Raw genomic sequence first — 19,756 nt, forward strand, 5'->3', positions numbered from 1 at the left:
CGGTCAGCGCAACGCATCGGCCATGCGTGATGCCAATTGCCGCGCCACCGCATCCTTGGCCATACGGGGCCAATGTTCCGCCCCGGCATCAGAGATCAGCGTCACTGCGTTCTCGGCGCCACCCATGATGCCGGTGGCGGGCGACACATCGTTGGCAACGATCCAGTCACAGCCCTTGCGAGCGCGTTTCGCCGTCGCGTTGGCGATCACGTCATCGGTCTCGGCGGCAAATCCCACGACCAGATCCGGCCGTCCATTATGCAACTGCGACACCTCGGCCAAGATGTCGGGGTTCTCCTCAAAGCTCAGACTCGGCAATGTGCCCGCCACCTTCTTGATCTTGCTGTCAGATGCTCCGACCACGCGCCAATCGGCCACCGCCGCGGCGAACACCGCCGCATCCGCCGGCAGTGCCGCCAGAACGGCCGCACGCATCTCGACCGCTGTTTCAACCCGTACCAGTTCAACCCCGAACGGAGGGGTCACCTCTGCCGGTCCGGTCACGAACACGACGTCGGCCCCCAACGCGACAAGGCTTGCCGCAATTGCGCTGCCCTGCGCACCCGAAGACCGGTTTGCGATATAACGCACCGGATCAATCGGCTCATGCGTTGGGCCCGAGGTCACGATCATGCGTTTGCCCCGCAAAACGCCGTCGCCCAGCACACCCATCATGACGTCGACAATTTCCAGTGGCTCCGACATCCGTCCGGGCCCGAATTCACCACAGGCCATGTCGCCCTCATTCGGCCCCACAACCGCGACGCCGTCGCCGCGCAGAACCGCCAGGTTGCGTTGCGTTGCCGCGTGTTCCCACATCCGCACGTTCATCGCGGGCGCAATCATCACCGGCGTGTCCGTCGCCAAAAGCAGCGTTGTGGCCAGATCACTGGCCAGACCGTGCGCCATCTTGGCCATGAGATCCGCCGTCGCGGGCGCGACAAGCACGAGATCAGCCACCCGAGACAGCTGAATATGGCCCATTTCGGCCTCATCGGTCAGATCGAACAACTCCCTATAGGCCTTCTCCCCTGCCAGTGCCGCCACCGATAAGGGTGTGACAAATTCCTCTGCCGCGCGAGTCAGCACCGGTGTGACCGATGCACCGCGTTCGCGCAGACGACGGATCAGATCGAGGGATTTATACGCCGCGATTCCCCCGCCGATGATCAAAAGTATCCGCTTGCCACTTAACATAGGCTTAAAGTCCTGCCTCATTTCACCACCAGTGTTACGAGGCCCGTCGCCAAAACTCAATCAGCGGAACGCATCGCACGGATCGTCCCGTATCGCTGGTTGAGAATGCTCGACAAGATCGAAAAGGCCGTCCGGATCGCCGTCGCCCTCTTCGCCCTGTCCCAAGGCAGCGATCGACAATTCCGGCGCAACCCTTTCCAGATAAACCGGCGCGCCCCAGTCGCGGCGCGCGTGGCCATTGCCGGTGATCACAACCACAGGGCTGCCATGCGCTTGAAACGCCTGACGCGCTGAATACGCCAGTTCGGCGTCGCGCAGGCGCTGGATGTCCACCATCGCAGGTAACATCTCGGCGGGCAACGCATCGCAATGCGCGGCCATTTGCAACCGTTCCCGTTCCACTTGCTGATCCGTCGGCAACGGGTCGGACAGCCCGAACGCCACGGCGTCACCGCGAAAACTCTCTGCAACCTCGCCCTGCATCGCCGCGCGCGCCACATCTCTGGGCACCGCGGCACCATAAAATTCCGCATTCGGTGCCGCGGCGAAAATCGGCGCATACATGGCAAAATCGGGCCAGCCGCTGTCGCTCCAGTTGAGAACCTGCTCCAGCGCATCCGGGTCGGCGATCAAGTCAGGCGTGACCAGATCGGCCTGCGCCTGCGTCAGCATCTCAAACACCAACGCGGTCGGATCAAGCTCTCGGGTATACTCGGCCTGGCGCAGGTGATGGCCGGGCACATCATGCAACTCGCCCAGAAACACCACGTCTGCTTCATCAAAAATGCCCCCGGCGGCAAGCGCCGCGGGGGCAAGGCATATTGTTACCACCAATCGGTTCATACCAGAAAATGGTGCACTTCCGGACGTTCGGTTTCAAGCGTTTTGCGGATTTTCGCGAACGCGGCAGCCTCAAGCTGGCGCACACGCTCCTTTGACAGCCCAAGCTCGTTGCCAAGACTTTCCAGCGTGCGCCCATCCTCGCGCAGCTTGCGCTCGCGCACGATGAACCGCTCGCGTTCGTTCAACTGGTTCATCGCCATCAGCAACCATTGCCGCAACTGCGCCAAATCCAGATCCACCTCGACCGTTTCATCGGCCTGCGCGCTGTCATCTTCCAGCGCATCAATCCATTCGCGCCCTTCATCTTCGGCAGATTGCGTCGCATTGAGCGAAAAATCAGACCCCGAAAGGCGACCCTGCATCATTTCCACATCGTGGATCGGCACGCCTATTTCCTCAGAGATCAAGCGACGAAGCTCGTGACCGTCAAGCTGGCGCCCCTCGGCAGAGGCTTCACGCTCCAACCGCGCCTGGACACGACGCATGTTGAAAAACAGCGATTTCTGCGACGAGGTCGACCCGGTCCGCACGATCGACCAGTTGCGCATCACGTAATCCTGGATCGACGCCTTGATCCACCAGACCGCATAGGTCGAAAACCGCACACCGCGGTCGGGGTCGAACTTGTCAGCCGCCTTCATCAGGCCCAGACCTGCCTCCTGGATCAGGTCATTCATCGGCGCGCCGTAGCGCTTGAACTTCGACGCCATCGAGATCGCCAGCCGCATATAGGCCGTGATCAACCGGTGCAGCGCCGCCTCGTCGCGCTCGTCGCGCCAGGCATAGGCCAGCTTCAGCTCCGTCTCCGCATCCAACAGCTCTGCCTTCATCGCGCGACGTGTCAATGTACGGTCGTTGAACGTATCGAGTGCCATGATACCCCCCAATCTTTCTATCTTGTACCGAATACGCGGGGGCTGGCCGCATGGATCAAAGTTTGATCGAGAAACGTGAAAATTTTCCTAACTTGGCAAAGGTCACTGCCTTGCACTGCAAAAGACCGAACGCGCGCCCCTGTTAACCATTTCGCAACCAAGTTCAGGCCATTTTCGCCCGACACGAGGACGGGGATACATGGTCGCGCACGCCTATACAGTCGCCTTTGAGGGCGTTGATGCCCGCATGGTCGAGGTGCAATGCGCCGTCACTCCAGGCGTGCCCGCATTCGCGGTGGTTGGCCTGGCCGACAAGGCTGTTTCGGAATCGCGCGACAGGGTGCGCGGTGCGCTCTCCACCTTGCATATCGCCCTGCCCAGCAAACGCATCACGGTGAATCTGTCGCCCGCCGATCTGCCCAAGGAGGGATCCCATTTCGACTTGCCGATCGCCCTGGCCCTACTCGCCGAACTCGATGTGCTGCCCAGGGACGCGGTCTCCCAGAGCGTCGCATTGGGCGAATTGTCCCTCGACGGCGCTCTCGTTCCCGTCATCGGTGCATTGCCCGCCGCGATGGCGGCAGCGGCGGAAAACCGTGCGCTTGTCTGCCCCGCAGCCTCCGGCGCCGAAGCCGCTTGGGTCGGTGGCTGTCAGGTCATCGGCGCGCATGGGCTGATGGACGTGATCCAGCACATGACCGGCCGCACGCCCCTGCCGCCCTGCGATCCCGGCGAGGTGACAGCCACCCCCGACAGTCGCGACATGCGCGATGTCAAAGGTCAGGAACGGGCGAAACGCGCCCTCGAAATCGCTGCGGCGGGGCGGCACCATGTGTTGATGGTTGGCACGCCGGGTTCGGGAAAATCCATGCTCGCGGCGCGCCTGCCCGGCATTCTGCCGCCGCTCACACCCGTCGAGGCGCTGGAAACCTCCATGGTTCATTCGCTCTCCGGCCTGATCGACACGGGCGGCATTTCGCGCCATCGCCCGTTCCGGGAACCGCATCACACCGCGTCCATGGCAGCCATCGTTGGAGGCGGTCGCACGGCCAAACCCGGAGAGATCAGCCTGGCGCATAATGGCGTGCTTTTCATGGATGAATTTCCTGAGTTTCCCCGCGCGGTGCTGGAAACGCTGCGCCAACCGATCGAGACCTGCGAAGTCATGGTCGCGCGCGCGAATGCCCACGTCAAATATCCGTGCCGCTTCATGCTGGTGGCCGCCGCGAACCCCTGCAAATGCGGCTATCTCAGCGATCCCGCACGCGCCTGTTCCCGCGCTCCGGTCTGCGGCGAAGACTATATGGGCCGCATTTCCGGCCCTCTGATGGACCGTTTCGACCTGCGCGTCGATGTGCCCCCGGTGGCGTTTCGCGACCTTGACCTGCCAAGCTCCGGGGCGTCCAGCGCCGAAATCGCCCACCGTGTCGCCAAATCGCGCGCCATTCAATCGGAGCGTTTCAAATCACAAACAGGGCTGCGCCAAAACGCGGATCTGCAGGGCGCGATGCTCGATAAAGCCACGGACCTCGCAGATGCGGCACGCACGCTCCTGACCGAAGCCGCCGACCGCTTCGGCCTCTCGGCGCGTGGCTATCACAGGGTGCTTCGGGTGGCGCGAAGCATCGCCGATCTTGAAGCCAGCGACTCCATCACCCGCGATCATGTTGCCGAAGCGCTCAGCTATCGCCTGCCCAAAACCACAGCCTGATAACGCCGCTCAAAACCGTGATTCGATCGCCTGCCAGATCATGTCCGCGACGTTGATGCCATCAAACCGCTCAAGTTCCTGTATGCCCGTGGGCGAGGTCACATTGATCTCGGTCAGATAATCTCCGATCACGTCGATGCCGACAAAGATCTGGCCTTTTTCGCGCAACAGTGGCCCGATCCGCGCACATATTTCCAGATCGCGCGCCGACAGGCCAATTTTCTCAGGTCGCCCGCCAACATGCATGTTGGAGCGTGTCTCTCCCTTCGCGGGAACACGGTTGATCGCGCCGACCGGTTCGCCATCGACAAGGATCACCCGCTTGTCGCCGTTCGAAACATCCGGCAGGAATTTCTGCGCAATCAACGGCTCGCGCGAAAATCCGGTGAACAGTTCGTGCAAGGAGGTCAGGTTGCGGTCGTTTTCATCCAGCCGGAACACTCCGGCACCGCCATTGCCGTATAGCGGTTTGAGAATGATATCGCCGTGCCGCGCCTTGAATGACTTGATCGTCTCCAAATCCCGCGCCACCATCGTCGGCGGCGTCAGATCCGGAAAATCCAGCACCATCAGCTTTTCAGGATAGTTGCGCACCCAGAACGGATCATTGACCACCAACACCTGCCCCGCCAGCCGGTCAAGCAGATGCGTCGATGTGATATAATGCATGTCAAAGGGTGGGTCCTGCCGCAGCCAGACCACATCGAATTCGGCCAGATCAACCTGCTCTCGCGGGCCCAGCGCCACATGATCGCCCTGCACCCGTTGCACGGTAAACCGGTGTCCCACAGCGATGATCCTGCCTTCGTCATAAGCCAGCATGTCGGGACCGTAGAAAAACAGATCGTGCCCCCGCGCCTGCGCCTCTTCGGCCAGACGAAAGCTGCTATCGGCCTTGATGTCGACCGACTGGATCGGATCCATCTGAAACGCGATTTTCATGATCTGCCTCTTGAATTTTTCCCGCTCGTTGTGGCGCAACGCTCCGAGCGGTGCAAGCACGGCCTAGATCATCATCCCCGCATTCGGAACAATCTCGATCGCCCCCTGCGCATCCACCAGCGCCACATCGACACGCGCGTCGGTCAATGCCCCACAGGGGCAGAGCCCCAGATAGGCCTCGGCGCTGCGCATGATCCGGCCCATCTGGCGCGCCGTGATCCGTTGCGCTGCCTCTGCATGCGTCCGGCTTTTCTTGACCTCGACAAACACGATCCTCTCGCCTTCCGACACGATCAGGTCGATCTCACCACCCGGCCCGCGCCAGCGCGTTTCCCGCAATCTCGCGCCTTGTGTCTCATAAAACCGCTCAACCGATTTTTCCGCGCTCACTCCGGCATGGTAGTTCGTCTGTTGGCGGGCTCCGCGGCGCACCGGTTGCTTCACGTCATTCTGAAAATCAAATGGCACATCAATCCCCTTCCAGAATCACCCTAAGACAAATCACCTAATTTTCGCCTAACGCCATCGCCCGTTGATACGCATCGCGACGCGAAATACCATATTTCTGCGCCACTTCTGTGGCGGCATCCTTGACCGACAACCGCTTCAGGGCGTCGCCCAGCGCAGCATCCAGCGTCGCCTGATCCGCTTGAGCATCAGCACCCCTGTCGATCACCACGACGATCTCGCCTTTCGGTGGCGTGTCACTGTATCTCTTTGATAAATCACTCAAACGCCCCGCATAACGCTCTTCAAACTTTTTGGTTAACTCCCGGCAAACCACCGCATCCCGATCTCCCAGAACCTCCGCCGCGTCGCGCAACATGGCGCCAAGCCGCTTGGGCGATTCGTAAAAAACCAGCGTTGCCGGCACATCCGAAACTTCCGCCAGCATCTTTTTGCGTTTGGATGCGCTGTTGGGCAGGAACCCGGCAAAGAAAAACCGGTCAGACGGCAACCCGCTGAGCGTCAACGCCGCCACCACTGCGGTCGGACCGGGAGCCGTGGTGCACGCAATGCCCTCTGCGAGCGCGGCGCGCATCAAGTCGAACCCCGGGTCCGAAATCAGTGGCGTTCCCGCTTCCGACGCATACGCCACCGATTGCCCTTCCGCCAACGCCGCCATCAGCCGCGGGCGCGCTCTCTCGCCGTTATGGTCGTGATAAGGAACCAGAGGCCGGTCGCCCACCGGCACGCCGTGGATATCCATCAACCGGCGCAATGTCCGCGTGTCTTCGGCCGCCAGAACATCCGCACTCGCCAACACGTCCAGCGCCCTCAAGGTGATGTCGCGCGCGTTGCCCAACGGGGTCGCCACCAGATACAATCCCGGCGCGATATCGCGCGTCTGCCAATTCATGTCTGGACCCGCCTTTCGCGTTGTCTATTATCGCTCCCAATCAATAATCAGCGTCACCATCGGTGTGGCGCGATCAGGGAGTGCGTTTTATGTTGGCTGTTTTGTCCGCCCCTCGCAAGTTGTTGCGCAAAGCCGTGGCCGTGGCTGCATTCATGGGGCTTGCCGCTTGTGACCCCGCCATGATGGCTGGTGCAGGTGGCGGGTCCGGTCCGCGTGTGAACACCAACGCCCCCATCCCCGTGGCCCTGTTGATCCCGCGAAGCGACAGCGGCGCCGGTGGTATCGCCCGCAGCCTGGAAAACGCCGCCCGCCTTGCGCTGGCCTCTCTCGACGGGGTCGAGATCGACTTGCGTGTCTATGACACCGCCGGCAACGCCCAGCGCGCAGCCGTGCAGGCCGAAACCGCCGTTGCCGAAGGCGCCCAGATCATTCTTGGACCGCTCTTCGGCGAAGCCGCCAATGCGGCCGGTGTTGCGGTCGCCGACAACGGCATCAACGTGCTGAGCTTTTCCAACAACCCGAGCATCGCGGGCGGCAACGTCTTCATCCTCGGTCCGACCTTCCGCAACACCGCCGACCGCCTGTTGCGCTACGCGTCGCGGCAGGGCCGCAATTCGGTCGTGATCGTGCACCCGCAAAACGTCGAGGGCGAATTCGGCAAGACCGCGATCCAGGCCGCTGCCGCACAGAACGGTGTGCGGGTCGCCGCTGTCCAATCCTTTCCGTTCTCCCAGCAAGGCGTCGCCTCCGCGGTGCCGCGCATCCGCGACAGCATCCAGTCCAGCGGCGCGGATTCCGTGTTTCTGACCTCCACCGCGGCTGGCGCGTTGCCGATGTTGCTGCAACTGATGCCAGAAGCCGGAATCGCCCCCGCCACAACGCAGTATCTCGGCCTCGCGCGCTGGGACGTGCCACCGCAGATCCTGTCCATGCCCGGAGCGCAGGGTGGCTATTTCACGCTTGCCGATACCGCCGCGACCAACGCGTTCGAAAGCCGCTACCGCGCTCGTTTCGGATCCGAACCGCACCCGCTTGCAGGTCTTGCGTTCGATGGCATCGCCGCTGTCGGCGCGCTTGCCCGCCAGGGTCGCGCAGATGCGCTCAGCGCCCGCGCGCTGACCCAGAACTCCGGTTTCCAAGGGGCCAACGGCGTGTTCCGCATCCGCCCGGACGGCACCAATGAACGCGGGCTCGCCGTGGCCACCGTGCGCAACAATCAGGTGACAATCCTTGACCCAGCCCCATCCGGCTTCGGCGGCGCAGGCTTCTGATCCACTGCCCTCTTCGACCCCGGAGCGTGTCGCCCCCGACACGTTCGCCGACATCCTCGACGTTCCAAAACTGCGATCCGCGCTCTGGCAGAGCGTCGAGGAGGCGCAGGACGAACGCGCGATCCGCGCAGCGACCGTTGCGTGCCTCAACCCGGCGCAAGCCGACGGGCGGGCCGCGATTGCCGCGAGGCTGAGCGCCGCCCCACGCGATGCGGCGCCTGTGATCAAAGCCTACACTTGGCTCACCGATCAACTTGTCACCTTGGTCTGGGAGGTCGTCACCGGGCGCATGCACCGCAACCCCAACCCGACCGAGGGCGAACGCATGGCGATCCTCGCGGTCGGCGGCTACGGCCGAGGCGACATGGCCCCCTATTCCGATGTCGATCTGCTGTTCCTGACGCCCTACAAGATCACTGCCTGGGCCGAGAGCGTGATCGAATCGATGCTCTACATCCTGTGGGATCTCAAGCTCAAGGTCGGTCATTCCTCGCGCACCATCCAGGATTGCCTGCGCCTTGGGGCCGAGGATTTCACCATCCGCACCACCATGCTCGAACAGCGCTTTCTGGTCGGCTATGAACCCTTGGCTCAAGACCTTGATGCGCGGCTCTGGAACACGCTGTTCAAAGGCACCGAGAGCGAATTCATCGAAGCCAAGCTGATCGAACGTGACGAGCGTCACATCAAACAGGGCCAGCGCTACATGGTCGAACCGAACGTGAAAGAGGGCAAGGGCGGGCTGCGCGACCTGCAATCGCTGTTCTGGATCGCCAAATACCTGCACCGCACCGACGACATCGAGGAACTGGTGCGCATCGGTGTCTTCCACCCCGAGGAGTACCAGACCTTCGTGAAGGCGGCCAATTTCCTCTGGGCCGTGCGCTGCAACCTCCACCTGGCCGCCCGCCGCGCCACCGAACAGCTGACCTTCGACATGCAGGTCGAGGTGGCGGACCGCATGGGCTATGCCGACACCGGCGGGCGGCGCGCCGTGGAATGGTTCATGCAGGATTACTTCCGTCACGCCACCGCCGTTGGCGACCTGACCCGCATTTTCCTCACCTCCCTCGAGGCTGCGGAGCAAAAGCAGCCACCGCTGCTCATGCGTCTGTTCAAACGCGCGCCAAGAACCAGACCCGATTACGACGTGATCAACAACCGCCTCTATATCAAGGACGAAAGCGCCTTTCTCGCAGACAAGATGAACCTGCTGCGGATCTTCGAGGAAGCCCTGCGCACCGGGCTTCTGATCCACTCTGACGCGATGCGCCTGATCAGCGCGAACCTGCACCTGATCGACGCCGACATGCGCGACACCAAGGAAGCCAAGCGCATCTTCCTTGACCTTCTGCTCAAACACGGAAACCCCGAACGCGCCCTGCGGCGGATGAACGAATTGGGCGTTCTGGCCGCCTTCATTCCCGAATTCGAACCCATCGTCGCGATGATGCAATTCAACATGTATCACCATTACACGGTCGACGAACACACCATCCAGTGCATCTGGCATCTGTCGGAAATCGAACATGGCAATCTCACCGAGGAATTGCCGGTCGCAAGCACCATCCTGAAAGAGGGCATCAATCGCAAAATCCTCTACGTCGCCCTGCTGCTGCACGATATCGGCAAGGGGCGCGATGAGGATCACTCCGTTCTGGGCGCCAAGATCGCCCGCAAGGTGGCGCCGCGGCTCGGGCTGAACAAGCAAGAAGTCGCCACCGTCGAATGGCTGGTGCGCTATCACCTCCTGATGTCCGACATGGCGCAGAAACGCGACATCGCCGATCCGCGAACCGTGCGCGACTTCGCCAAGGCCGTCCAGACCAAGGAACGGCTCGATCTGCTCTGCGTGCTGACCGTGTGCGACATTCGCGGCGTTGGCCCGGGCACTTGGAACAACTGGAAGGCCACCCTGATCCGCGCCCTCTATCGCCAGACCCGGAGCGCATTGGAAGACGGGATGGAGGCGTTGAATCGCGAAAATCGCGGTGCAGAGGCCAAAAAAGCGCTGCGCGAAGCCCTGTCGCACTGGGACGCCAAGGCGCTGCGCACAGAAACGTCGCGCCATTACCCCCCTTATTGGCAAGGTTTGCACGTCACCGCGCATGTCATCTTTGCCGAACTGTTGCGCGACATCGACGACAATGAAATCAAGGTCGATATCCATCTTGACGAAGATCGCGACGCAACCCGCGTGTGTTTCGCGCTGACCGATCATCCCGGCATCTTTTCGCGGCTTGCCGGTGCGCTGGCGTCTGTGGGGGCCAATGTCGTCGATGCCCGCACCTTCACCTCCAAGGACGGCTATGCCACCGCCGTGTTCTGGATTCAGGACGGCGACGATTCCCCGTATGACAATGCTCGCATCCCGCGCCTGCGCGACATGATCTCCAAGACCCTGCGCGGTCAGGTCGTGGCTGGCGACGCGATCAAACCGCGCGACAAGATCAAGAAACGCGAACGCGCCTTTCGCGTGCCCACCTCGATCACGTTCGACAACGAAGGATCCGAGATCTACACCATCATCGAGGTCGACACCCGCGACCGGCCCGGACTTCTGTACGATCTCACCCGCACGATGGCCAACGCCAACGTCTATATCGCCTCCGCCGTCATCGCGACCTATGGCGAACAGGTGGTCGATACCTTCTATGTGAAGGACATGTTCGGGCTGAAATTCTATTCCGAGGCCAAGCAAAAATCACTCGATTCCAAACTGCGAGAGGCCATTGCCGAAGGCGCGCGGCGCGCCAAGGAATAGCGCGCACCATCCCGCCCGTGCCCACAAAGCTCGGGAATTATGAACATCACATCGCCCTGTCATCCTCATCTTCCGAGTCCCTCCGTCCTGAAAAATCCCGTCTCCTGCCTGTCACTCTCCCCCATCTCCTTCACCGCCGACCGCAGCCGGTCTTCATCCCGCGCCTGAAGCTGTCGATGGATGTCGCGGTACTGCCGGTCCGCCCGCGTGGCCTCGAACAGCGCACGCGCTTCGGTGATCGGAACGATTCCCGCCACGGGTCGTCCCCGTCGCAGCACCGCATAGCGCACCTCGTGAAAATTCACCTGATCGAAGACATGCCTCAGATTGGCGCGCAGCCAGTCGGTGCTGATATCCTCCAACGGGGACAGATTGTACCTGTACATCGCACTCCTCCTGGCAGCGAGTGACACCACCTTGCCGGCGAAATGTTGACAAATCGTAAGCGCGGCGCGCGGTTTTTGCGCAACATCGCTCTTGTACGGTTGGACCGTACGGCTCACCCCGGCGCATCGTACGGTTGCCCGGATCGCTCCGCGCCGATCCTGAAAATCGGCGCAAAATCCGCCAGAACCGCGCCGGAACCGTACGGCCCGTACGCTCCATTCGTACAACCGCCCCTTTTCCACGCGCGATTTCTGCTCTACGCCCGTCAAAACTCGCAAGGAGCGCTATGAAACCGATCCGCCTCATCTCCGGTGTCATGACCGTCGGTTTCTGGACCCTCATGAGCCGCGTTCTGGGTGTCCTGCGCGAGGTCATGATCCTCGCCCTCATCGGCCCCGGCCCGGTGATGGATGCCTTCGTCGCCGCGTTCCGCCTGCCCAACATGTTCCGCCGCTTCTTCGCCGAAGGCGCGTTCAACGCCTCTTTTGTTCCCATGTTTTCCAAGCGGTTAGAGGCGGATGACGCGCCCTTGAGCTTTGCCACCCAGGCGCTCAGCGGGCTGGCCTTCATCCTGCTGATCCTCAGCGCCCTGGCGATGGTCTTCATGCCGGTGCTGGTCTGGGCCACGGCAGGCGGATTTGTCGGAGATGAACGCTTCGCCCTCACCGTTAACTATGGCCGCATCGTCTTCCCCTATATCCTGCTGATTTCGCTGACCGCTCTGTTCTCCGGTGTCCTCAATGCCACGGGCCGCTTTGCCGCCGCTGCCGCCGCGCCGGTGTTTCTCAATATTTTCGTTTGCGTTTCAATGGCTTGCGCTTATTTCATCGGGGGCAAGGTGGTTCTCTGGCTGGTTTGGACAATCCCGCTCGCAGGTGTCGCCCAACTCGCCCTTGTCTGGTGGGCCACCGACCGCGCCGGGTTGCGCCTCAGGCCGTCGCGCCCGCGTTGGACCCCGGCGATGAAGCGGCTGGTCATCGTCGCCATACCCGCCGCGCTCGCTGGCGGGGTGATGCAGATAAATCTTCTTGTCGGTCAACAGGTTGCGTCCCATTTTGACAAGGCCGTCGGCTGGCTTTACGCCGCAGACCGGCTCTACCAGCTGCCCCTCGGCGTGGTCGGCATCGCCGTCGGCATCGTTCTTCTCCCCGACCTTTCCCGCAGGCTCAGCGCACAAGACGACACCGGCGCCAAACACGCCTTTTCGCGCGCCGGAGAACTGTCCCTCGCGTTAACCATTCCCGCCGCCGTCGCGCTGGTCATTATCCCGCTGCCCATCGTCAGTGTCCTGTTCGAACGCGGGGCTACCGGAACCGACGACAGCGCGGCCATTGCGATGGCGGTCGCAGTCTATGGACTGGGCCTTCCGGCCTTCGTTCTGCAAAAGGTTCTGCAACCACTTTTCTTCGCCCGCGAAGACACCAAATCGCCTTTCAAATATGCCGTTTGGGCAATGATCGTGAACGCGGCAATCGCCATTGGGCTTGCCCCCTATATCGGCTGGATCGCACCCGCCTTTGCCACCACGTTGGCGGGTTGGGTGATGGTCTGGCTGCTCGCCCGAGGGGGGCGAAAACTGGGCGATGTGGCGCGTTTCGATGCCCGCTTTCGCCGTCGCGTCTGGCGGATTTGCCTCGCCTCGATCATCATGGGCGCGGTGCTTTGGGCGGGCACGGTTCTGATCGGCCCGTTTCTCGAGATTGCCGGCATTCGCTTCATCGCCCTGGCCGCACTGATCGCGCTCGGAATCGTCAGTTACGCCATCGCCGGACAAATGCTCGGCGCCTTCGCGCTGAGCGATTTCGCCCGCGCCTTCCGACGGGGACAGCCCTAGTTGCGCTGACGCAAGCGGTTGACCAATTTGCTCCAGCCGCCCGGCACGAGAACGGTCGACAAGGCAAAGCCGATCGCAAAGCCCGACAGGTCGGCAACCCATTCGGGATTGGATCCGAACAGCAAGCCGAAAACCAACTGGATGAAGAGCAAGAACCCGATCAGGGTGAATGCCCGGATCTGGTTTTCTCCGGTCTGTCCGAGGCGCAGCCACAGGATGTAGGTGAACCCGCCGATCAATCCGTAAACCGCTGGAAATGCCCCAATAAGCGGTGCCGCACTGCCGATCACCAAAGCATAAACCAACGCGCCTCCGGCGGCAGAGCCAAAGAAGATGGCGATCACCGCGACACTGCCCATCGCCTCACCCACCATCTTGCCAAGCGCCAATAGCATGACCCCGGCAAACAGTGCGTGGGTAAAGCTCGCATGAACGAACGGATAGGTGAGAAACCGCGCCACATGCTCGAGCGGCCAACGCCCCGTTTCGCGCATCCATGTGAAGATCTCGGCCGAAAAGGCAAAGCGCTCCAGCACGCCCAATCTCCAGCCGACAGCGGCTGGACCGCCGATGATCCCACGCGCACCCAGCGTGAACGCCACTTCGAGCCCGACCACGATCAGGAACAACGCAATCACCACCGGAGGCAGCGGGTTCAAAGGAGGTTCGTTATGCGAATGTGTCACTGAGCTTCGGCCCTTGCTTGACGGCAATAGGTGCCATGGGTAAGCCACCCGCAACGCATTTGCCAGATGGAGTTTTCGCCATGTCCGAGGGGGTCCAAAGCTCTCCCGCTTTCACACCCCGGGTATTCTCGGGGATTCAGCCCTCCGGGGGGCTGACGCTGGGAAATTACCTCGGCGCGATGAAGCGGTTCGCCGAGATGCAGAACCACGGCTTTGAAACTCTTTATTGCATGGTCGACATGCACGCGATCACGGTCTGGCAAGACCCCGACGCCCTGCGCCGCCAGACGCGCGAACTTGCGGCGGGCTACCTCGCCAGCGGCATTGACCCGAGCCGGTCCATCCTGTTCAAGCAAAGCCAGGTTGCCGAGCATGCGCAGCTTGCCTGGGTGTTCAATTGCGTCGCCCGCATGGGCTGGATGAAGCGCATGACGCAGTGGAAGGACAAGGCGGGGAAAAACCAGGAAAACGCCTCGCTCGGGCTGTTTGCCTATCCCGCGCTGATGGCGGCGGATATCCTTGTCTATCACGCGACGCATGTGCCGGTGGGCGAAGACCAGAAACAGCACCTTGAGCTGACCCGCGACATCGCCACCAAGTTCAATCACGACTTCGGGCAGGAGTTTTTTCCGATCACCGAACCCGTCATCGAAGGCGCGGCAACGCGGGTGATGTCGTTGCGCGACGGATCAAAGAAGATGTCGAAATCCGACCCGTCCGACGCCAGCCGGATCAACATGACCGACAATGCCGATGCCATCGCGCAAAAGATCCGCAAGGCGAAAACCGACCCCGATGCGCTGCCATCCGAAGCCAAGGGTCTGGACGACCGCCCCGAAGCGCGCAACCTCGTGAACATCTACGCCGCGCTGTCAGGGCAGTCGGTTGACGACGTTCTGCGCGAAGTCGGCGGCAAGCCGTTCTCGGAATTCAAGCCGATGCTCTCTGATCTCGCGGTCGACAAATTGTCGCCGATTTCCTCGGAAATGGCGCGCCTGATGCGACAACCCGACGAGATTGATGCGATCCTCTCTGACGGTGCCGAACGAGCGCGCCTGATCGCCGCACCGATCCTCAAGCGCACCTATGAAATCGTCGGCATGACTGGCTGAACGCCCCGTCGAGCGACGCCGGGTTCGACTGGACCTTTATGCGCCGCGCTTCTACGCTGAACCGGAAAACAGGAAGTCATCATGGCAATCGGCAAGAACATTCGCACCTATTTCAACGGCGCATGGCACGACGGTGATGTCGCGATCATGAACGCCGCCGATCACGGCGCGTGGCTTGGAAGCGGCGTGTTCGACGGTGCGCGATACGTCAACGGCGTGGCGCCCGACCTGCTGGCCCATTGCCAACGGGTGAACCGCTCGGCCAAGGCGTTGATGGTAACGCCGACGGTCTCTGCCGAAGACATGGTGCAGATCGTCTGGGACGGGCTTGCTGCGTTTTCCAAAGACTCTGCGGTCTATATCCGCCCGATGTACTGGGCGATCGACGGTGACCAGAGCGCCATCGTGCCGCTGTCCACCAAGACCGGCTTTGCGATCTGCCTTGAGGAAATCCCTTTTGCCCCCGACACCGCTACCGTCACGCTCGGCAAAACCCGGTTCCGGCGGCCCGTGCTGGAAAGCTCTGTGGTCGATGCCAAGGCGGGCTGCCTTTACCCCAACAACGCACGGATGTTGGCCGAGGTGCGCGCGCGCGGGTTCGGCAATGCTCTGGTGACCGACGCGTTGGGCAATGTCGCCGAAAGCGCCACCGCCAACGTGTTCATGGTCAAGGACGGAGAGGTGTTCACACCGATCGCCAACGGCACGTTTCTGGCCGGAATCACCCGCGCGCGGCATATGGCCAATCTGCGCGCTGATGGCGTGAGCGTGCATGAAACCGTTCTGGGCTTTGCCGATTTCGAGGACGCGGACGAGGTGTTCCTGTCAGGCAACATGAGCAAGGTCACCGCCGTCACCGGGATCGAGGACCAGTCGTATCAGGTAGGCCCGATGACACGTCGCGCACGCGAGCTCTACTGGGACTGGGCGCTGTCGGAATGACGCCCACGCGGCTGACAACGGCAACCGATGAAACCCTGGCGGAGCTGTCCGATCTCTGCATGCGATCCAAGGCATACTGGGGCTATGACGCCGCGTTCATGGCTGCCTGCCGGGACGTTTTGCGCTTGACGCAAAACGATCTGGCAACGCCGGTGGCCGTGACGCGTGAAGGCGCATCCTTCACCGGAGTTGCGCAACTCGACCTGTCACACCCAATCGCTGCGCTGACCAGACTTTTTGTCTGCCCCAATCGCATGGGAAAAGGCATTGGAACCGCGCTGATCCGCTGGGCCAAGGCAGAAGCGTTAAGCAACGGGTATCTGTCGTTTCAGATCGACTCCGATCCTCAGGCCGTGCCGTTCTACCTCGCGCATGGGGCAACGCAGGTGGGCGATGTCGCGTCCGACGCAATCCCCGGCCGCCGCCTGCCGTTGCTCGAAATTCCCACGACAGTCGCATGACTTACGCCGCAAGTTCTATTGCACGGCCCCCCGTCCTGCGGCATGATCCGCACATGGAGACCACCAATGCGTAAATTCCTTGTGGTGCTGGACGACAGCCGCGAATGCCTGAACGCCATGCGGTTTGCCGCCATGCGGGCCGCCAAGACCAAAGGCGGCGTCGCGATCCTGTCGATCATTTCGCCGGACGAGTTCAACCACTGGATCGGCGTTGGCGAAGTGATGCGCGAAGAGGCGCGGGAGCGGATTCATGCGCATTTCGAAGTGTTCGCCAAATGGATGCGCGACAAGCAGGGCGTCGACCCCGAACTGGTGATCCGCGAAGGCGAAGCGGTGGCCGAGATCGTCGCACAGGTCAACGAAGACCCGGCGATCGGCGTTCTGGTTCTCGGGGCCAATTCCGACAAGAAGGGCCCCGGCCCGCTGGTCACGCAACTGACCAAGAACGTCGGCAACATGCCCATTCCGATCACCATCGTACCGGGTGAGTTGTCCAAGGAACGGCTGGAAGCGATCACCTGATTTGTCCGCCCAGATCGTCACGCGCCGGCAAGGACTTTAGAACCGTTCTAAACCTTGACGCCAGCCGGGCGAGACCGCATATAAGGATGGCCCATCAGGAGATGTCGTCATGTTCATTCAAACAGAATCCACGCCCAACCCGGCCACGCTCAAGTTCCTGCCCGGTCAGACCGTGCTTGACATGGGAACAGCCGATTTTCCCTCCGCTGACGGCGCATCGGCGTCGCCACTGGCGTCTCGTCTGTTTGCGATAACGGGCGTCAAAGGCGTGTTCTTCGGCCATGATTTCGTGACTGTGACCAAGGAAGACGACCGCGATTGGGACCATCTGAAACCGTCGATCCTGGGCGCGATCATGGAGCATTTCCAGTCCGGCGATCCGGTCATGGCGGGTGACGCAAAGGCGCCGTCCGGGCACGCGGAGCACACCGGCGAAGATGGCGAAATCGTGAACCAGATCAAAGAGTTGCTTGATAGCCGCGTCCGCCCTGCCGTGGCACAGGATGGCGGTGACATCACGTTTCACGGTTTTGATCGCGGCGTGGTTTACCTGCACATGCAAGGTGCCTGCGCAGGTTGCCCGTCCTCCACTTTGACGCTCAAGATGGGGATCGAGAACCTCTTGCGCCACTACATCCCCGAAGTGACCGAGGTCCGCCCGGTTGCCGTCTGACTCTCTCGTCCTGGCGTTCGACACATCGGCTGCGCATTGCGCAGCCGCTTTGCTATGCGGGAACGAGCTGCTTGCGTGCCAGGTGGAGACACTGGCCAAAGGTCAGGCGGAACGCTTGATGCCGCTATTGCAGGAAGTGCTGCACGACGCCGGCAAGAACTGGACCGACCTGTCGCGCATCGGCGTGGGGATCGGGCCGGGCAACTTCACAGGCATCCGCATTTCGGTTTCAGCCGCGCGCGGACTGGCGCTGGGGCTGGGCATTCCTACCATCGGCGTTTCGACATTCGACGCAATCCATCATGTGCACCCCGCAGCCACCGGTGCCGTATCCGCCCCGCGCGATATGCTCTACGTCCAATCAGCCGGCGGCGAGCCTCTTTTATGCGCCGCCGATGCGGTGGACTCTCCTGTGTTCCTGGAAGATGCCAAGGCGCTGGTGATCGCGATGGCGCAGTGTGCAGCGAAAGCCGATCCGCAATCGGCGGACCGCCCCAAGCCGCTTTACATCAAACCCGCCGATGCAGCCCCTGCCCGCAATGCAGCCCCGGTGATCCTGTCGTGACACCAGAGGCCTTCGCGCGGCTGATGGATCGCGCCTATACCCACATGCGCCCTTGGTCGACAGAGGAGGTCGCATCGTCGCTCGCCACGCCTCACACTGTCTTTTTCACCACGACACATGGAGGGCTGATCGCCCGGATCGTCGCCGGAGAGTGTGAAATCCTGTCCATCGCAACCGATCCGGTTGCGCAACGCACGGGCGTGGCGACAGGCTTGCTCGACACGCTTCTTCAAGCCGCTCAAGCGCAGGGCGCAGAGCGCGTTTTTCTGGATGTGGCGCGCAGTAACGCCGCCGCGCGCGCCTTTTATGCGGCGAAGGGATTCGCGCAGGTTGGCGAACGCCACGGCTATTACACACTGCGCGATGGTCGAAAAGACGACGCGTTGCTGTTGTCCCGCCCGATTGGCGCCGCAACTCTTCCAACGTCACAAGGGCTTGATGCAGAAAGCGGTTGACCCTCTGCCCCGCCTGCGTCCTAAATTGCATCTGATCACCTGATCTTATCAAGCGACGCAATCAAGCCGTCGCGGTCAATACCTGGGAGCTGCAAGATGACCCTAATGAAAAAACTTTACAGTGCCGCCGCCGCGATGGCGCTGGTCGGTGGCGCGGCAACCGCCGAGCCTGCGCTGATCTACGATCTGGGCGGAAAGTTCGACAAATCCTTCAACGAAGCGGCCTATAACGGTGCCAAGCGCTGGGCCGAGGAAACCGGCGAGAAATATCTCGAGATCGAGATCCAGTCCGAAGCGCAACGCGAACAGGCGCTGCGCCGTTTCGCGGAATCCGGTGCCAACCCGATCATCACCACCGGTTTTGCCATCGCATCCTCGCTTGAAGAGGTGGCTCCCGATTATCCCGACACCAAGTTCGTGAACATCGACGGCTTCCTGCCCGAGATTCCGTCGAACGTTCAGATGATCACCTTTCAGGAGCACGAAGGCTCCTACCTCGTCGGAATGATGGCCGCGATGGCGACCGAGTCCAACACCGTAGGCTTTATCGGTGGCATGGACGTGCCTCTGATCCGCCATTTCGGCTGCGGCTATGCGCAGGGCGTCAAGGCCGTAAATCCCGACATCAAGGTCATCGCCAACATGACGGGCACCACGCCCGCAGCCTGGAATGACCCGGTGAAAGGCTCCGAACTGGCCAAGGCGCAGGTCAGCCAGGGCGCTGACGTGATCTATGCAGCCGCTGGCGGCACAGGCGTGGGCGTGCTGCAAACCGCCGCCGACGAGGGCATTCTGTCCATCGGTGTCGACAGCAACCAGAACCACCTGCATCCGGGCAAGGTTTTGACCTCCATGCTCAAGCGTGTGGACGTGGCCGTCTACGACTCGTTGATGGCGGGAGCCGATCTTGAAACCGGCGTTGGCAAGACGCTTGGTCTGGCCGAAGAAGGCGTCAGCGTCGCGGTCGATGACAACAACAAGGAGCTGGTCACCGACGAGATGATGACCGCTGTGGAAGAGGCCCGTCAGAAGATCATCGACGGTGACATCGAAGTCGTCAGCTATTATGCAAATGACAGCTGCCCTGCGATCAACTTCTGATCGGGCGCAAGTCTTAGCGTTACAATCGGGGCGGCCCGCAAAGGCCGCCCCATCG

General features: G+C 61.8%; 20 protein-coding genes. 12 read left to right on the forward strand and 8 right to left on the reverse strand.

From position 1 onward, the window contains the following. Positions 1-3 precede the first annotated feature (3 nt). From coaBC to ACGKZZ_RS09435, 3 genes are read right to left on the reverse strand one after another with little or no spacing between them, the layout of a single operon-like run. The gene (coaBC, locus tag ACGKZZ_RS09425) at positions 4-1,197 is read right to left on the reverse strand and encodes a bifunctional phosphopantothenoylcysteine decarboxylase/phosphopantothenate--cysteine ligase CoaBC (protein ID WP_411223293.1); all 1,194 of its coding nucleotides are present in this window, start codon (positions 1,195-1,197) and stop codon (positions 4-6) included. A gap of 60 nt (positions 1,198-1,257) precedes the next feature. Continuing rightward, positions 1,258-2,040 carry a ChaN family lipoprotein gene (locus ACGKZZ_RS09430; protein WP_411223294.1) on the reverse strand — a complete coding sequence of 261 codons (783 nt, stop codon included), beginning with the start codon at positions 2,038-2,040 and terminating at the stop codon, positions 1,258-1,260. After that, the gene (locus ACGKZZ_RS09435; protein ID WP_411223295.1) at positions 2,037-2,915 is read right to left on the reverse strand and encodes an RNA polymerase factor sigma-32; all 879 of its coding nucleotides are present in this window, start codon (positions 2,913-2,915) and stop codon (positions 2,037-2,039) included. The genes ACGKZZ_RS09430 and ACGKZZ_RS09435 overlap by 4 nt, the downstream gene beginning before the upstream one ends. Before the next feature lie 199 nt (positions 2,916-3,114). Here ACGKZZ_RS09435 and ACGKZZ_RS09440 point away from each other — a divergent pair, with 199 nt between their 5' ends. Then, the gene (locus ACGKZZ_RS09440; RefSeq protein WP_411223296.1) at positions 3,115-4,626 is read left to right on the forward strand and encodes a YifB family Mg chelatase-like AAA ATPase; all 1,512 of its coding nucleotides are present in this window, start codon (positions 3,115-3,117) and stop codon (positions 4,624-4,626) included. A gap of 9 nt (positions 4,627-4,635) precedes the next feature. Here the strand turns inward: ACGKZZ_RS09440 and gshB are convergent, their stop codons facing one another. The 3 genes from gshB to rsmI form a co-directional block, all read right to left on the reverse strand. Continuing rightward, on the reverse strand, positions 4,636-5,568 hold the full coding sequence (gshB, locus tag ACGKZZ_RS09445; RefSeq protein ID WP_411223297.1) for a glutathione synthase: 933 nt from the start codon (positions 5,566-5,568) through the stop codon (positions 4,636-4,638). A 63-nt stretch (positions 5,569-5,631) separates the two neighbouring features. Next, a complete protein-coding gene (locus tag ACGKZZ_RS09450; protein ID WP_411223298.1) occupies positions 5,632-6,036 on the reverse strand; it encodes a YraN family protein in 405 nt (134 codons plus the stop codon). Between the two features lie 37 nt (positions 6,037-6,073). Further along, complete coding sequence (gene rsmI, locus ACGKZZ_RS09455) at positions 6,074-6,928, reverse strand: 16S rRNA (cytidine(1402)-2'-O)-methyltransferase (protein ID WP_411223299.1); 855 nt, start codon at positions 6,926-6,928, stop codon at positions 6,074-6,076. 89 nt (positions 6,929-7,017) lie between these two features. Between rsmI and ACGKZZ_RS09460 the strand changes: the two genes are divergently transcribed. Beyond that, on the forward strand, positions 7,018-8,199 hold the full coding sequence (locus tag ACGKZZ_RS09460; RefSeq protein ID WP_411223300.1) for a penicillin-binding protein activator: 1,182 nt from the start codon (positions 7,018-7,020) through the stop codon (positions 8,197-8,199). After that, positions 8,159-10,963, forward strand: a complete 2,805-nt coding sequence (locus tag ACGKZZ_RS09465; protein ID WP_411223301.1) for a [protein-PII] uridylyltransferase — start codon at positions 8,159-8,161, stop codon at positions 10,961-10,963. The genes ACGKZZ_RS09460 and ACGKZZ_RS09465 overlap by 41 nt, the downstream gene beginning before the upstream one ends. 65 nt (positions 10,964-11,028) lie before the next feature. On the opposite strand, the gene ACGKZZ_RS09470 is transcribed toward ACGKZZ_RS09465, so the two are convergent. Further along, positions 11,029-11,349 (reverse strand): hypothetical protein, encoded by a 321-nt coding sequence (locus tag ACGKZZ_RS09470; protein WP_411223302.1) that lies wholly within the window; start codon positions 11,347-11,349, stop codon positions 11,029-11,031. 287 nt (positions 11,350-11,636) lie between these two features. Between ACGKZZ_RS09470 and murJ the strand changes: the two genes are divergently transcribed. Beyond that, positions 11,637-13,184, forward strand: coding sequence for a murein biosynthesis integral membrane protein MurJ (gene murJ, locus ACGKZZ_RS09475; protein ID WP_411223303.1), 1,548 nt, complete (start codon positions 11,637-11,639; stop codon positions 13,182-13,184). On the opposite strand, the gene ACGKZZ_RS09480 is transcribed toward murJ, so the two are convergent. After that, positions 13,181-13,843: a rhomboid family intramembrane serine protease gene (locus ACGKZZ_RS09480; RefSeq protein WP_411223304.1), complete on the reverse strand. Its 663-nt coding sequence runs from the start codon at positions 13,841-13,843 to the stop codon at positions 13,181-13,183. The two genes, murJ and ACGKZZ_RS09480, sit on opposite strands and share 4 nt — an antisense overlap. Positions 13,844-13,950: 107 nt before the next feature. On the opposite strand from ACGKZZ_RS09480, the gene trpS reads away from it, so the two are divergent. From trpS to ACGKZZ_RS09520, 8 genes are all read left to right on the forward strand, one after another. Beyond that, a complete protein-coding gene (gene trpS / locus ACGKZZ_RS09485) occupies positions 13,951-14,982 on the forward strand; it encodes a tryptophan--tRNA ligase (RefSeq protein WP_411223305.1) in 1,032 nt (343 codons plus the stop codon). A gap of 81 nt (positions 14,983-15,063) precedes the next feature. Beyond that, positions 15,064-15,924 carry a branched-chain amino acid aminotransferase gene (locus ACGKZZ_RS09490; protein ID WP_411223306.1) on the forward strand — a complete coding sequence of 287 codons (861 nt, stop codon included), beginning with the start codon at positions 15,064-15,066 and terminating at the stop codon, positions 15,922-15,924. Continuing rightward, a complete protein-coding gene (locus tag ACGKZZ_RS09495) occupies positions 15,921-16,385 on the forward strand; it encodes a GNAT family N-acetyltransferase (RefSeq protein ID WP_411223307.1) in 465 nt (154 codons plus the stop codon). The genes ACGKZZ_RS09490 and ACGKZZ_RS09495 overlap by 4 nt, the downstream gene beginning before the upstream one ends. A 66-nt stretch (positions 16,386-16,451) precedes the next feature. Beyond that, complete coding sequence (locus ACGKZZ_RS09500; RefSeq protein ID WP_411223308.1) at positions 16,452-16,907, forward strand: universal stress protein; 456 nt, start codon at positions 16,452-16,454, stop codon at positions 16,905-16,907. Between the two features lie 109 nt (positions 16,908-17,016). Further along, positions 17,017-17,580: a NifU family protein gene (locus ACGKZZ_RS09505; RefSeq protein ID WP_411223309.1), complete on the forward strand. Its 564-nt coding sequence runs from the start codon at positions 17,017-17,019 to the stop codon at positions 17,578-17,580. After that, positions 17,570-18,145 (forward strand): tRNA (adenosine(37)-N6)-threonylcarbamoyltransferase complex dimerization subunit type 1 TsaB, encoded by a 576-nt coding sequence (gene tsaB / locus ACGKZZ_RS09510; protein WP_411223310.1) that lies wholly within the window; start codon positions 17,570-17,572, stop codon positions 18,143-18,145. The genes ACGKZZ_RS09505 and tsaB overlap by 11 nt, the downstream gene beginning before the upstream one ends. Next, entirely contained in the window at positions 18,142-18,600 is a 459-nt protein-coding gene (locus ACGKZZ_RS09515) for a GNAT family N-acetyltransferase (protein ID WP_411223311.1), read from the forward strand. Before tsaB ends, ACGKZZ_RS09515 begins: the two co-directional genes overlap by 4 nt. A gap of 96 nt (positions 18,601-18,696) precedes the next feature. After that, positions 18,697-19,701, forward strand: coding sequence for a BMP family lipoprotein (locus ACGKZZ_RS09520; RefSeq protein ID WP_411223312.1), 1,005 nt, complete (start codon positions 18,697-18,699; stop codon positions 19,699-19,701). The last annotated feature ends 55 nt before the right edge of the window (positions 19,702-19,756 follow it).

This window comes from Marivita sp. S2033 (assembly GCF_046592965.1).
Taxonomy (GTDB): Bacteria; Pseudomonadota; Alphaproteobacteria; order Rhodobacterales; family Rhodobacteraceae; genus Marivita.